Raw genomic sequence first — 13,873 nt, 5'->3', positions numbered from 1 at the left:
TGAAGAGGTTGATTATTGTGACCAAGAATTTCTTGGTGGTACAAGCCCCCGGATCGATCCGTGGAATCAATCCTTGCATCTAAAATCTCAAATTCTCAAGCCCCCGACTCGATCCGTGGGGTCAATCCAAAATCCAAAATCCAAAATCTAAAATCTAAAATCTAAAATCGAATGACGGACTCTAACTTTGAATTTCTTTCCAAAACCGATCCCCTAATTGCGGATTTAATCGGGCAGGAACTCCAGCGCCAACGAGATCACCTAGAACTCATCGCCAGCGAAAACTTTACTTCCGCAGCGGTAATGGCAGCTCAAGGCTCTGTGCTGACAAATAAGTACGCCGAAGGATTGCCAACGAAACGCTACTATGGTGGCTGTGAATTTATTGACGGCATCGAGCAAATCGCGATCGATCGCGCCAAACAGCTATTTGGAGCAGCTCACGCCAACGTCCAGCCCCACTCCGGCGCTCAAGCCAACTTTGCAGTGTTTTTGAGCTTGCTAGAGCCCGGAGACGGCATTATGGGCATGGATTTGTCCCACGGCGGACACTTGACCCACGGCTCACCGGTCAACGTATCCGGCAAATGGTTCAAAGCTTTTCACTACGGTGTCAGCAAAGAAACAGAACAGTTAGACTACGACGAAATTTTGGCGATTGCCAAACAAAATCGACCGAAATTACTAATTTGCGGCTACTCAGCTTATTCGCGAATTATCAACTTTGAGAAATTTAGAGCCATCGCTGACGAAATCGGGGCTTATCTCCTCGCCGACATCGCCCACATCGCCGGATTAGTCGCCACAGGGCACCACCCGAATCCTCTGCCTCACTGTCATGCAGTCACCACTACCACTCACAAAACCCTGCGCGGGCCCAGAGGCGGTTTAATTTTGACAAATGACCCAGAACTAGGCAAAAAGTTCGATAAAGCAGTGTTTCCTGGTAGTCAGGGCGGACCTTTGGAACACGTCATTGCTGGTAAAGCAGTAGCTTTTGGGGAAGCATTAAAGCCAGAATTTAAAACTTATTCTGGTCAAGTAATTGCAAATGCCGCTGCTTTAGCTGCACAGTTACAGCAGCGGGGTTTGAAACTGGTTTCTGGGGGTACGGATAATCACTTAATGTTAGTTGATTTGCAATCTATCAACATGACAGGTAAAGTAGCCGATCAATTAGTTAGCGGTGTGAATATTACAGCTAATAAAAATACGGTGCCTTTCGATCCAGCATCGCCCTTTGTTACCAGTGGTTTGAGACTTGGTTCCGCAGCGATGACAACCAGGGGTATGGGAACTACAGAATTTATCGAGATTGGTAATATTATTGCCGATCGACTGTTAAATCCTGAAGACGAAAGCGTGGCGGCCGATTGTTTGCGGCGAGTGGGCACCCTCTGCTCGCGCTTCCCCTTGTATCCTCACTTGTACCTGAAAGTCCCTGCCTTGGCTTAATTTTCCTGATTGACAAGGCGAAATTGGTAGTTGGGAGTGTACAGGTAAAAGGGCAATAGAGCAGGAGAAGATTGAGAGTTATAAGTTTTAAGCCCGGAATTAACAACTCTTTAACTTGCCACTTGTAACTCCCAACTCTCCGTATCTTAATCCCCCGGTCGCTATTCCAAGATTTTGCCTGGTTAAAAGCCATCTGAAATGTAGTAGACTCTGCCTGAAACCCAAATTACCCGACACTCTATACTGATTTCAGATGCTCCACCATCTGTTCTACCACCTACTAGCCTTTATCGTTTCCGCGATCGTCGTCCTATGGAGTACGCCAATAGTCAAAACTATTGGTCTCAAAAGCGGACGAGTCGATCGACCAGGCGATCGTAAAGTTCATCAACGCCCGATGGTACGCTTGGGAGGAGTATCTATCTTTCTCGGCACTATCATTGCTCTGGTAATTGTCTGGCTCTCAGGAGGCTTCATCGATGCTACCGGACAAATTCTCAATCGCAAAGACGAATACGAAATTTGGGGAGTCACCCTCGGCGGCATCGGATTCTTCCTCATCGGTTTAGCAGACGATTTATTTTCGCTCTCGGCACTAAGACGCTTGCTCATGCAAATTGGTGTATCCAGCATCGCTTGGATGGCAGGTGTACAGATTGAATTTCTCACAGTTCCCTCCCTGGGACTGACAGATATTGGCTGGCTGAGTTTGCCAATTACGGTGATTTGGCTAGTCGGTATGGCTAACGCCATCAATTGGATTGACGGTTTGGACGGTTTGGCGGCGGGAGTTTCAGGGATTGCAGCAGTTGTAATGCTGATTGTCAGTCTGTCGATGAACCAACCAGCGGCGGCGTTAATTGCAGCAGCCTTAGCTGGCGGGACTTTGGGATTTCTGCGCTACAACTTCAATCCAGCTCAAATTTTTATGGGAGATGGAGGTGCCTATTTCATAGGCTTTACTCTGGCGGGAGTTGGAGTCGTTGGGTTAGTGAAAACTACGGCTATAACTTCTGTGTTGCTGCCATATTTGATTTTAGCTGTACCGATTTTAGATATGTCTGCGGTAATTCTCGATCGACTTCGCAACGGCAAGTCTCCGTTTATTGCTGACAAACGCCACCTCCACCACCGACTGCTCAATGCAGGATTATCCCATCGATTTGCAGTTTTATTTATTTACTCGCTGACACTGTGGGTGGGAAGTTTAGCTCTAGCTTTTTCGGTTCCCAGTGGCGTAGTCTATGCCATGGGAGCCACCAGTTTGTTGGGATATGCTAGCTGGAAAGTTTGGAGGCACGCAAGATAGTCATTAGTCATTAGTCATTAGTCATTAGTCATTAGTCATTAGTCATTAGTCATTAGTCATTAGTCATTTACTACCAATGTCCAATGCCCGATGCCCAATGCCCAATGCCCAATGCCCGATGCCCCATGCCCAATTCCCCAATCAAAAATCCACAATCTAAAATCAAATTGAATGGTTGCTGAAATTATTTGTGTTGGCACTGAATTGCTGTTAGGGGATATTCTCAATAGCAATTCTCAGTTTTTAGCTAAGGAGTTAGCAAGTTTGGGAATTCCTCACTACTATCAAACAGTGGTGGGTGACAATCCAGATCGCATTAAACAGGTGTTAAAAATAGCAGTAGGGCGATCGCAACTACTGTTGTTTACAGGAGGTCTAGGTCCAACACCAGACGACCTCACAGTCGAAACTATAGCGGATTATTTTGGTGTTCCCCTCCTAGAAAGACCGGAAATTATCGCTGACATCGAACACAAATTTGCTCAGCGGGGACGAAGCATGAGTAAGAGCAACCGCAAACAAGCTTTAATTCCAGAAGGTGCTGAGATTTTGCCAAATCGCACAGGTTCTGCACCGGGGATTATTTGGCAACCTGTTCCCAACGTCACAGTCATGACATTTCCCGGCGTACCAGCGGAAATGCACTTGATGTGGCGAGAAACCGCCGTTTCTTACCTGCAAAATAACGGCTGGTGCAGGGGCACGATTTACAGCCGCACATTAAAATTTTGGGGTATTGCTGAGTCAGCACTCGCCGAAAAAGTAGATAGTTTTCTCAATTTAACCAATCCTACTGTTGCTCCCTACGCCAATCACGGCGAAGTCAAATTGCGGATTTCAGCCCGCGCTGAGTCGGAAGCGGTGGCTAAAAACTTAATTGAGCCCATCGAACAACAGTTGCTACAGATTACTGGTCTAGACTGTTACGGTGTTGATACCGATACCCTCGCCTCGACTGTTGGTAAATTGCTGCTGTTGGGTGGCGAAACTCTCAGCGTGGCTGAATCCTGCACGGGAGGAGGGTTGGGGGCGATGCTGACTGGTGTTGCCGGCAGTTCGAGGTACTTTTGGGGCGGGATTATTTCCTATGACGATCGAGTTAAGGAAAAATTATTAGGTGTTAAGCCGCGAGATTTAGCCGAATTTGGGGCAGTCAGCCACCAAGTGGCAAAACAAATGGCAGTCGGAGTGCGGCAAGGGCTTAACACCAGTTGGGGATTGAGCATTACAGGCATCGCCGGGCCAGGAGGCGGCAGTGACGCTAAGCCGGTGGGACTGGTTTATATAGGTTTAGCCGGGCCTAATGGCGAGGTAGAGAGTTTTGAATACCGCTTTGGCGATGCGCGCACCCGCGATTGGATTAGAAATCTGAGTGCTTGTACGGCGCTCGATCGACTCCGACGTCAACTTTTGTTGACAGAAGCTCAAAAAAGCTGAAATGAATTGTAAATTGTCAAGAGGTAAAAGTAATCTTAATTTTTATTTAAGGCTGAAGGAGCCGAAACAGTTCCGTAATTTCTCGCTTCCCTCTTGATTATCTGTAAAGATTCGTTATGATAATAAGATAAGACTGATTGGCAAATACACTCCCTCTCGCGGTTGCTCGCAACAACTGGTCGAGAAAATTCAAGTTTGACTGTTGATTTCATGGTTATGCTTGCTTGTATTCAGAGAGTTGGCCGTCGGTTTAAGAATCAAGATTATAAAAAAAGGAGCTATCCGTTCAATGGAAGACATTGAAAAGGTGCTGGAACAAATCAGAGAATGGGTTCGCAAGCTGATCGAAGGATTGCTGAATCCAGAAGCTCAACCGGAACTGCAACCGATTCCAATTCCAGTCAACCAACCCAGACATCGTAGGTAGCGTGGACTGGCTTTAAGGTTTGAGAATTGAGATTTGAGAGTGGTTCTAAGACCGAAATCAAAACCCTCACACATTTTGTCGCGCTGGAAATTTTAAAATTGTTAAATATCCTGGTACTGCACGGCCCAAATCTCAATCTGCTGGGTCAGCGAGAACCTGGAGTCTATGGAGTAGCAACTTTAAATGATATAAACAAGTTGCTAGAGCAAGAAGCCCTTGCGCTCCAGGTGAAAGTCTCGATCCAGCAGTCTAATCATGAAGGAGTCTTGGTGGATGCCATTCATTCGATGTTAGGGCAGCACCAAGGCCTTTTAATTAATGCTGGAGCTTATACTCATACGAGTGTGGCAATTAGGGACGCGATCGCAGCCGTCAATTTGCCTGCGGTAGAAGTTCATTTGAGCAATATCTATCGGCGGGAAGATTTCCGGCACCACTCGTTTATAGCACCAGTGGCGATCGGGCAAATCAGTGGTTTTGGTTCAGAGAGTTATCGGCTAGGGCTGCAAGCTGTAGTTAGTCACTTGAAAAACCACTGACAATTTACCGAATACCAAGCTCCCCGAAATCTTGTTTAAGAAATCGGGGAGTTAATACCCATGGAATTAAGATAATTTTTTTGACTCGGAAGCCAGTGATATCAAATCCGTTGACATCGGAATTATTATTTCTCTCTTCTCTTTCTCTGTGTCCTCTGTGTTCTCTGTGGTTTAATCATTCCGATACAACCGGAAACGATATGATTAGAGGTTCGCTAGGACTGGAAAAAATTAAGAGAAACCCCAAAATAACCAATAACAAATAACCAATAACAAATAACCAATAACAAATAACCAATAACAAATAACCAATAACAAATAACCAATAACAAATAACCAATAATATCGTTTCTTGCTGCATCGTCAGGTGATTTAACCGGACCTATAACGCAGAGAACACAGAGGGAGATAAGAGAGATGAACACAGGACGATGTTACCGGATTTGATATAACCAATAACCACTAACAAATATGCGACATTCTCTATTGAACAAGTTTCAAGGAACCTTACTGGGTTGCGCTTTAGGAGATTTTATAGGAATTCAATATCAGAAACAACTTCTAGGTATTCCCCCCCAAACATCAGAATTGCAACCCATTTTACAACTGACTAAACACCAACCATTGCCCATGAGTGGGGCAAATTTGCGATGGAAATCGTCCAAGGGTAAACTTTCAACTGGCACAAACTCATCCGAGTGCTGGATGCTGGCTCTAGCCGGAGCTCAAAGTTTAATTAGGTGTAGCGGTTTAGATTTAAAAGATTGGCGCGATACTTGGGAAACATTTGCTCAGTCTGAGCTTTACCATTCGCCAAACACAGAAGCTAAAAGTATACTTAACCCTTGTGAAGCTGCGGTTGCTGCATTGCCAACAGCACTGTTTTATCACGAAAATAAAGCCAAGCTCCGAGCAAAACTCATGCTGGCGACAGATGTTTGGCACAACCAAAGGGCTTCAGAATGTCAGACAGGAGTTTTAGCAGTAGGGTATGCGATCGCCCGATCGCTCAAAGAAAAACTTGACCCCGCGACGGCAATTCCTCAAACAATTACCTACCTGGCAACAGATAATGCTTTAACCGAGCTGCTTTCACAAGTACAAATATTATTAGAAAAGGGAGCAGATTTAGAAAGAGCCAAAAACCATCTCTGCAAAAGCGCCATAGCTTTGGAAGAAAGCCATACCAAGGGTGAAAAAAAATCACAAACCAACTCAATTGTCAACCCAGGAAATTTCATTTCGATGGCGATCGCTTTCTACTGCTTCTTAAGTACCCCAGAAGATTTGCGTTTGTCAGTTTTCCGCGCTGCCCGGTGTGGCATCGCACCACCGCTAACTTGCTCGCTGACGGGAGCTTTGTCAGGATCTTACAATGGTGCTGCCGCGATTCCTGTAGAATGGCGATCTAGACATTCGGCTGCGGTGGCATCTAACTTGGCAGCCGAGGGGCCAGAGCCCTCGGTCTGTTTAACGGCTACGGATGCCAAAATCAAACAGCTAGCTCATCACCTATTTGCCGTCTGGAGTGGAGTTTACAGTCCCGATGCCGAAGGTGAACCCCCCATCCTGGGGGCAGTGGTGGCTGCACCTTATGTAATTAGATCTCGTAATTAAAAAAAACAGAATACCCAGATTCTTGACTTCTGAAACTGCTCCGACGATCTAACACAATAGGGTTTGATGCTTAATGAGAGCTACTCGTACCATCGCCAAACCATCGCCCACCATTCCAGTGGTCAATTTATGAACAAAGTTGGTTCGCCCATCGCTAATTTCGGCATCGATTTTAAAAACAGCAATATCGGTTGGATTTCAGACTGATGGGAGGTGTTCGATCGCAGGCTGTGGGGCCTGTGCCAAACACAGTAAATCTAACTGTGGGGTGGGCCCAAGAGTCCCTCGCTGCCAGCCTGATTGAGAATGCTGCAAGATGTTGGAGACCAACCATAATGGAAAGCTGTTTGCGCGATGAATCACATTATACAGGTTACTTTGCGAGTGCCCCCGTAGCGTCGATCGATATTACGGGGATGGAAATGCCCCGTGTCGCTTCCCTCTCAGGTCAGAAGACGCTGAGTTTCCGGCTTCCCGTGAAATTTTTATGAATACTCTCTCCTCATTGATGCGGCAAATAGAACAACTAGGGACTTCCCGCTCGCAGCGCCAACAGGTGGCTAAAGTGCAGCATGATGGTAGCAAACAAGAATCAGACGATCGCCCGCGCGACTCTATGCTCAACCGTTTTTTCCCGAAGAAATCCGATCGACCCAAAGGTTTTACTGGTTATAAAAGTAAAAATTCCCAATCCTACCTCAAAAATCAAGCTCGTTCCCCTGTCTTAGTGATCGTCGCCGTCATTTCCCTCAGCAGCACTCTGGGACACCGTTTTTACAACCAACCGAAACTAGATGTAGGCACAAAAGCTCCTCAGACAATTAAGGCCCCAGCTAGTGCCAAGGTTTCCGATCTCAAAACCACCGAAGAACAAAGGAAAGCAGCGCGGATTGGGGCGGTAGCGATATTGATGGTTGACGAGAATGCCGATCGCAAAATCTATCAAGAATTGCAACAATTTTTGCAACAAGGGACTGAACTGCGACGGGCGATCGGTCTTTTGCCTTTGGCCAGACCAGAATTGCTATCAACTAACGTTCAATTGTACCTGCGGAGCTGTCCAGAATGGGAGTGGCGATCGATCCTAGCGCAAGTAGGAGACGGTAGTACCAAAGCTACGCCCTTGAGTCTGGAGTCCAGCGATCCGACGCAGGCGACGGGAAATAAATCTCAACAAGATGCTGTCGTTCAACTGCAAGCTTACAGTCGATCGGTCTCCAAGGTAGATTTCAAAAATCTGACAGAGGGTATCTCCAAAGTTCGCCAGGGCTACCTTAACGCTTTGGAAGCAATGGAAACCAAATCGGTGTCCCGACTAGGACAGATTTATGATAATTCCCTGTTTGATTTGTCCGATACAGCTTGGCAGGAAACACAAAAGGGTATGAGTCTGGTAGCCAAAAAAATGCTGGCTCAAGGTATTCCCCAGGGTTTGCCCAAAGATATTTTAAAGGAAGCTGTGAGACTGCAAGTGGCCGACTCAGTGCCTGGGGTATCGCAAAATTTGGCCATAGAAGCTTTAACAGCGATTTTACAGCCCAATCTGGTGCGAGATTCCGAAGAAACCAAACAGCTAGCGGAATTAGCAGCCCAAAAGGTGCAAGTGGTGACACTAGAAGTAAACCAGGGCCAGATCATTGTGGCAGAAGGACAAGAGATCTCTCAACAAGATTTCGTGTTACTCGACTATTTCGGTTTGAGTAGGCGGGGTGTGAATTGGTTGGGGTTGGCGGGCTTTGTCTGCTTAGTTGGGGCGGCGATTGGGATCGTGCTACTGGTAGAAAGGCATTATCGCTTGCGCCGCAGAGATCACTTGCTGCTGTTGCTGTTGACTTTGAGCGCGCCTGTGTTGGTGAGTTTGGGGCTGCCTTGGACAACTTTGCCAGCGATCGGCATTTTAGCAAGCGGCTTCTACGGTTCTGCCGTGGGGGTTAGTGTGGTGGGGCTGTTGTCACTGGTGTTACCCATTGGCTTGGAAATTGAGTTGATTCATTTGGTGGCTAGCGCGGCGGCGGGATTGCTGGGTGCTTTGATGGCGAGCAGGTTGCGATCGCGCGAAGAATTGGCTCTCTTGGGCGTGGCGATCGGCTTAACTCAGGGCATCGTTTATCTGGTGGGGACAATGATTGCCAGCGTCGCTGCCGGCTCTATTTGGTACGTTGTGCTCGGTACCGTGGGTGCCCAAAGTTTGGCCGGTTTAGCTTGGAGCGTTGTAGCTCTGGGCATCAGCCCTTATTTAGAACACGTTTTTGACTTGATTACCCCCATCCGACTAGCAGAATTGGCTAATCCCAATCGTCCCCTATTGAAGAAGTTGGCTGCGGAGGCTCCTGGGACTTTTCAGCACACGCTGTTTGTGGCTAGTTTGGCCGAAGCGGCGGCGCGGGAACTGGGTTGCAATGTAGAGCTAGTTAGAACTGGCACATTATACCATGATATTGGCAAAATGCACGACCCGATCGGATTTTGCGAAAATCAAATGGGCGGGGGTAATAAACATGATGAAATTAATGACCCTTGGGCCAGTGCCCAGATTATTAAAAAGCACGTTAGTGAAGGCTTAGTGATGGCACGAAAACATAGATTGCCGAAGGCGATTCAGGCGTTTATTCCTGAACACCAAGGGACGATGTTGATTGCTTATTTCTATCACCAAGCAAAGCAAATTGTGGCTCAGGAATCGGCAGATTTAAAGATGGCTGTGGCCGATGGGCATAATTCAACAACAACAACGTTAACTATGGAAAGTCGGGAAGTGAGGGAAGAGGATTTTCGCTACAATGGGCCGATTCCTCAGTCACGGGAAACTGGGATTGTGATGGTGGCGGATTCCTGTGAGGCTGCTTTGCGATCGCTCAAGGATGCCACTCACGAGGAGGCTTTGAGTATGGTTAACAAGATTTTGAGAGCTCGTTGGCAGGATAATCAGTTGATTGATTCGGGTTTGACGCGGGAGGATATGTCTCTGATTGCGGAGATTTTTGTGCGGGTTTGGGAACAGTTCAATCATAAGCGAATTGCTTATCCTAGTGCAGTTTTTACTCCGAGATAAGGGGAATTTGGATGGAAAGAGTGGTTTAATCATTCAACAACAACTAACTATACGATCGGTAATAGGTCGTAAGATTAAATGAACCGCGAAGGCGCGAAGGACGCAAAGGAAGAGAAAGAAGAAGAAGAAGAAGATGCAGTTCTGACTTCGCGCTCTTTGTGTCTTTGTGGTTTAATCATTCCGATGCAACCTGATTTGAGCTAACGCGGATTTTTAAGATGGATATTATCCTTTGACTCCCGTCGCTGTTTCTGTGGGTACAATGTATTTTTGCAATATCAAAAATAGTCCTAAAACTGGTACTATGGAAATAATAGAACCCGCCGCCACTAAACGCCAATCTAAGGAAAATGTCCCGGCTAAATTAGCGACTCCTAGAGGCAAAGTATAATATTCTGGTCTGTCTAAAACTAGCAGCGGCCACAAAAAGTCACTCCAAGAACCGATAAATACGAAAATCCCTAACGTGACTAATGCTGGCTTAATTGCTGGAATCATAATGTGCCACCAAATGCCTAATTCGCTACATCCATCAATGCGGGCGGCTTCTTCTAATTCTTTGGGAACTGCGAGGAATGCTTGGCGCAGTAAAAATATGCCGAATGCTGAGGCTAATCCGGGAAAAATTACGCCTAAATAACTATTTTTTAGTCCTAATTGTACTGTCAATACATATAGGGGAATCATCACGATTTGGAAGGGAATCATGATTGTCGAAATGATGATAATTAATATGGCTTCGCGGCCGCGAAAATTGATCCGGGCTAATGGATAAGCGGCGAGGGCGCAAAACAGGACGTTGATGCTCACTGTCAGGGTGGCGATTAGGGTGCTGTTGAAGAGGTAGCGCCCGAAGGGGTTGGTTTGCCAAACTTTGACGAAGTTTTGCAGGGTTGGCTGTTGCGGCCACAGTTGCGGGGGAAATTGAAAGATGTTTTCGGTTGGAGATTTGAGGGATGTGCTGAGCAGCCACAGCAGGGGGAAAAGCATTAAAAGCCCGATCGCGCTCATCATACCGTACATCCACAGGGTCTGCCACTGGGAGGGAGTGCTGTTTGGGGAATTTGGTTTTTTAGTTTTGAAATTGTTCATTGTTGGGATATGATAATAAGTCCTTGCTTCGCGAGAAGCCTTGTTGTCCATAAGGGATTTTTGGCATGAAACCGTTTATTTACGAAACAATGTACATTCTGCGCCCAGATTTGGGTGAAGAAATGACCGATCAGGCGATCGCGAAATATCAAACTATTTTGCGCGATCAAGGTGCGGAAAATATCGAAACCCAGCACCGTGGGAAGCGTCGTTTGGCTTATGAAATCGGCAAGCACCGCGACGGAGTATACGTTCAAATGAACTATACAGCTCCGGGCGCTGCAATTTTCCCTATGGAACGCGCCATGCGTTTGAGTGAAGAAGTGATTCGCTATTTGACAATCAAGCAAGATGTCCCAGATGCGCCTGAAGCGGAAGCCGAAGAAGTAGCTGCTGAGTAGGTTCAGGAGTTTGTAGTGAAGGAGACGGCAGTGCCCAAAGCGTGTCAACTTAAGGTACAACCAATAGTCCGGCAGGGGTTGAAACCCCTGCCTCAAAGCTAAAGTCCTCTAAAAGAGGACTAATGAGTTGAGATTCTTCTCTTCAGTCCTCTTTGAGAGGACTTTCGCTATTAGACAGGGACTTCAGTCCCTGGCGGACTCGCGGGATGACTAACGGACTTGGCGGGCTGACAGCTTAAGTTGACACTCCTTGGGCAATGCCGTTTCCCTACCCGAAAATAATCATGTAGGGACACGGCACTGCCGCCTCCTAATTTCTTAATCCGAGCTTAAAAATTCCAAGTAATTATTAGTTAACTCTTTGACTGCTAATTCATAAAATTGCTGGCCATGTTCGGGAGTTGCTAAAGCCGGGTTTGAACCCATTCTGCCATCGGGAAATCGGCGACGAAAGTCAGTGGCACCGTAGATTTTGTGCCCGGATGCAACTTCCTCCGAAAGTGGAGCTTGCTTGATCGCTTCTGGATACAGGTACTGAGTTAAGGCGACTTCGCTAGGGGTGGCGTGTCCACCTTCTTGGTTTCCATACAATTCTTTGGCTAGTTTGTATACGGAGCCGCACATAAACCAATTGCCGATTTGACATTGAATTCGATCGCAATTGGGCAGATTCAAATCTGATAAATGGGCGTAAGTCTCGGAAAATGCTGCTTTCATCGTCGCAATATTCCCACCGTGGCCGTTAATAAAGAAATATTTCTCAAATCCCGCTTTTGCCAAAGATGTGATATAATCCCTGATTACCAGTATCATGGTTTGTGGTCGCAGGCTGATGGTGCCAGGAAAACCGGTGTGGTGCAAGGCCATGCCTACATTAATGGTCGGGCCAATTAAGGCATTGGCCGCTTCCCCCACACTGCGGGCGATCGCCTCCGCGGCTATGGCATCCGTCCCGATTAATCCAGTCGGTCCATGTTGTTCCGTAGAGCCGATCGGGATAATTATGCCGCGGGAACTCTCTAGATAGGTTTCTACCTCCGGCCAGGTACTTAAGTGCAGCAACATTATAGGCAGTTTACAGATTTTTTACTTACAAACTCGATCCTAGTCGGCCTACGCTCTATAGGCTCTAGCCAAACTGATTATTTTATAATTAAACTAAGCTCTACATTGCGATCGCCAATTCAAATTTATATTACTTGACCTTAATAATTTAACTACTTAATTACCAAAGCTTTACCTTTTAATAACCTTTTAAAAGTAATATAACAAACATCTCCCTATAGATTGGGTGTTACCTGGTCAATTATCAGCGGGCAATGTTTTATGAAATTAACACCACCCCTTAAAAAAGACCAGGCGTCACAAGCCTGGACGCAGGCAGACAGCGCGGCTCCGGCAACTGCTCTACGGCTTTATTCCTTGCACGAGCAAGTAGCAAAGGTCGAGCGCGCATCTGTTGGATGGACTGGCAGAGGATGTAAAGCGATTGAACAGGCGATCTTATAAGTGCGATCGCAGCGCGAGGAGCGCCTCAGCCACTTAACAAGGCGCCTTCCACCAGCCACAAACAAACATAACTCCAACACTGATATTTATGTCTTCTGCTGAATTAAGCGAAAGTCCTTTAAGGTCTACCGTTGGACAAGCGGGTCGGATCTTGTTACTCGAAGGTGAAGACCTATTGCGGGAAATGCTAGCTTTAGCCCTTCAAGAACAGGGCTATGAGGTGGTAGTTACTAGCGACGGGCGCAACGCTCTCCCTTCTATCCAAGGTGGATCGTCATACCACGGTGATTCATGCTTTAACTTGCTGATTATGGATTCAATTAACGGTTTAGATCTGTGTCGAATGTTACGACATCAAGGAAATCCCGTACCTATTTTGATTATTGGTGCCAGGGGAAGTGCAAATAATTGCGCTTTTTACTTGGAAGCCGGCTCCGATGACTACCTAACCAAACCTTTTGGAATGCGAGAGTTTATCGCTCGCTGTCGAGCACTGATGCGGAGGCAACGCCTCGGTCAGTTGCCACAACCAGTAATGCTGCAATACAAGAACATAACTCTTTATCCTGAAGAATGTCGAGTCCTGGTTCGCGGTGTAGAAGTAAAATTTTCCCCCAAACAATTTCGTTTGTTAGAACTATTTATGAGTTATCCGCGTCGAGTTTGGTCTCGCGATCAGTTGCTGGAAAAAATTTGGGGGCAAGATTTTATCGGAGACAGCAAAACAGTGGATGTTCACATCCGCTGGCTGCGAGAAAAATTGGAAATAGACCCCAGTCAACCGGAATATATCATTACAGTGCGCGGGTTTGGCTATCGATTTGGCTGAATTTTCAAATTAATCAAAGGAGAGGGTGCTATCTTAGCCATTTAATTAACTTAGGGACACAATTTTGTTGTGTCCTTATTTTTGAGCTTGTGTTAGAAAAGATTAAACAACATACCCAGTATTCCTGCTTCCTCACTCGGTTGCTGAAGGTAGTCTAAAGACTTGCTTCATTCTAGTGTGAAACAAATCTGCAAATAACCTCTCGT

General features: G+C 46.5%; 12 protein-coding genes. 10 read left to right on the top strand and 2 right to left on the bottom strand.

Translation table 11 applies throughout. From position 1 onward, the window contains the following. Window positions 1-171: 171 nt before the first annotated feature. From glyA to ACBR23_RS04460, 8 genes are all read left to right on the top strand, one after another. Window positions 172-1,455 (top strand): serine hydroxymethyltransferase, encoded by a 1,284-nt coding sequence (gene glyA / locus ACBR23_RS04495; protein ID WP_341735662.1) that lies wholly within the window; start codon window positions 172-174, stop codon window positions 1,453-1,455. Window positions 1,456-1,708: 253 nt separating this feature from the next. Beyond that, window positions 1,709-2,764: an MraY family glycosyltransferase gene (locus ACBR23_RS04490; RefSeq protein ID WP_341735663.1), complete on the top strand. Its 1,056-nt coding sequence runs from the start codon at window positions 1,709-1,711 to the stop codon at window positions 2,762-2,764. Between the two features lie 171 nt (window positions 2,765-2,935). Then, window positions 2,936-4,201 (top strand): competence/damage-inducible protein A, encoded by a 1,266-nt coding sequence (locus ACBR23_RS04485; RefSeq protein WP_341735664.1) that lies wholly within the window; start codon window positions 2,936-2,938, stop codon window positions 4,199-4,201. 289 nt (window positions 4,202-4,490) lie between these two features. After that, window positions 4,491-4,628 (top strand): hypothetical protein, encoded by a 138-nt coding sequence (locus tag ACBR23_RS04480; RefSeq protein WP_371118992.1) that lies wholly within the window; start codon window positions 4,491-4,493, stop codon window positions 4,626-4,628. 98 nt (window positions 4,629-4,726) lie between these two features. After that, on the top strand, window positions 4,727-5,167 hold the full coding sequence (gene aroQ / locus ACBR23_RS04475) for a type II 3-dehydroquinate dehydratase (RefSeq protein WP_341735665.1): 441 nt from the start codon (window positions 4,727-4,729) through the stop codon (window positions 5,165-5,167). Between the two features lie 471 nt (window positions 5,168-5,638). Next, on the top strand, window positions 5,639-6,784 hold the full coding sequence (locus ACBR23_RS04470) for an ADP-ribosylglycohydrolase family protein (protein ID WP_371118991.1): 1,146 nt from the start codon (window positions 5,639-5,641) through the stop codon (window positions 6,782-6,784). Window positions 6,785-7,271: 487 nt separating this feature from the next. Then, window positions 7,272-9,836, top strand: coding sequence for an HD family phosphohydrolase (locus ACBR23_RS04465; RefSeq protein ID WP_371114469.1), 2,565 nt, complete (start codon window positions 7,272-7,274; stop codon window positions 9,834-9,836). Window positions 9,837-9,914: 78 nt separating this feature from the next. Then, the gene (locus ACBR23_RS04460) at window positions 9,915-10,040 is read left to right on the top strand and encodes a hypothetical protein (protein WP_341735669.1); all 126 of its coding nucleotides are present in this window, start codon (window positions 9,915-9,917) and stop codon (window positions 10,038-10,040) included. Window positions 10,041-10,061: 21 nt separating this feature from the next. On the opposite strand, the gene ACBR23_RS04455 is transcribed toward ACBR23_RS04460, so the two are convergent. Further along, window positions 10,062-10,859 carry a carbohydrate ABC transporter permease gene (locus tag ACBR23_RS04455; RefSeq protein ID WP_371119008.1) on the bottom strand — a complete coding sequence of 266 codons (798 nt, stop codon included), beginning with the start codon at window positions 10,857-10,859 and terminating at the stop codon, window positions 10,062-10,064. A gap of 134 nt (window positions 10,860-10,993) precedes the next feature. Between ACBR23_RS04455 and rpsF the strand changes: the two genes are divergently transcribed. Beyond that, window positions 10,994-11,329, top strand: a complete 336-nt coding sequence (gene rpsF / locus ACBR23_RS04450) for a 30S ribosomal protein S6 (RefSeq protein ID WP_341735670.1) — start codon at window positions 10,994-10,996, stop codon at window positions 11,327-11,329. 318 nt (window positions 11,330-11,647) lie between these two features. Here rpsF and ACBR23_RS04445 read toward each other — a convergent pair whose 3' ends face one another. After that, window positions 11,648-12,394 carry a creatininase family protein gene (locus ACBR23_RS04445; RefSeq protein WP_371118990.1) on the bottom strand — a complete coding sequence of 249 codons (747 nt, stop codon included), beginning with the start codon at window positions 12,392-12,394 and terminating at the stop codon, window positions 11,648-11,650. A 532-nt stretch (window positions 12,395-12,926) separates the two neighbouring features. On the opposite strand from ACBR23_RS04445, the gene ACBR23_RS04440 reads away from it, so the two are divergent. After that, window positions 12,927-13,667, top strand: coding sequence for a winged helix-turn-helix domain-containing protein (locus ACBR23_RS04440; RefSeq protein WP_371114471.1), 741 nt, complete (start codon window positions 12,927-12,929; stop codon window positions 13,665-13,667). Window positions 13,668-13,873: the final 206 nt, after the last annotated feature.

The sequence above is a fragment of the Microcoleus sp. genome (assembly GCF_041354475.1).
In the GTDB taxonomy this organism is placed as follows: Bacteria; Cyanobacteriota; Cyanobacteriia; order Cyanobacteriales; family Microcoleaceae; genus Microcoleus.
This window is presented reverse-complemented; position numbering and strand designations above follow the sequence as displayed.

Bases quoted from the DNA above. Each gene is read 5' to 3' on its own strand.
- glyA (WP_341735662.1), top strand. From the start codon at position 172: ATGACGGACTCTAACTTTGAATTTCTTTCCAAAACCGATCCCCTAATT.
- ACBR23_RS04490 (WP_341735663.1), top strand. From the start codon at position 1,709: ATGCTCCACCATCTGTTCTACCACCTACTAGCCTTTATCGTTTCCGCG.
- ACBR23_RS04485 (WP_341735664.1), top strand. From the start codon at position 2,936: ATGGTTGCTGAAATTATTTGTGTTGGCACTGAATTGCTGTTAGGGGAT.
- ACBR23_RS04480 (WP_371118992.1), top strand. From the start codon at position 4,491: ATGGAAGACATTGAAAAGGTGCTGGAACAAATCAGAGAATGGGTTCGC.
- ACBR23_RS04470 (WP_371118991.1), top strand. From the start codon at position 5,639: ATGCGACATTCTCTATTGAACAAGTTTCAAGGAACCTTACTGGGTTGC.
- ACBR23_RS04465 (WP_371114469.1), top strand. From the start codon at position 7,272: ATGAATACTCTCTCCTCATTGATGCGGCAAATAGAACAACTAGGGACT.
- ACBR23_RS04460 (WP_341735669.1), top strand. From the start codon at position 9,915: ATGAACCGCGAAGGCGCGAAGGACGCAAAGGAAGAGAAAGAAGAAGAA.
- ACBR23_RS04455 (WP_371119008.1), bottom strand. From the start codon at position 10,859: ATGTACGGTATGATGAGCGCGATCGGGCTTTTAATGCTTTTCCCCCTG.
- rpsF (WP_341735670.1), top strand. From the start codon at position 10,994: ATGAAACCGTTTATTTACGAAACAATGTACATTCTGCGCCCAGATTTG.
- ACBR23_RS04445 (WP_371118990.1), bottom strand. From the start codon at position 12,394: ATGTTGCTGCACTTAAGTACCTGGCCGGAGGTAGAAACCTATCTAGAG.
- ACBR23_RS04440 (WP_371114471.1), top strand. From the start codon at position 12,927: ATGTCTTCTGCTGAATTAAGCGAAAGTCCTTTAAGGTCTACCGTTGGA.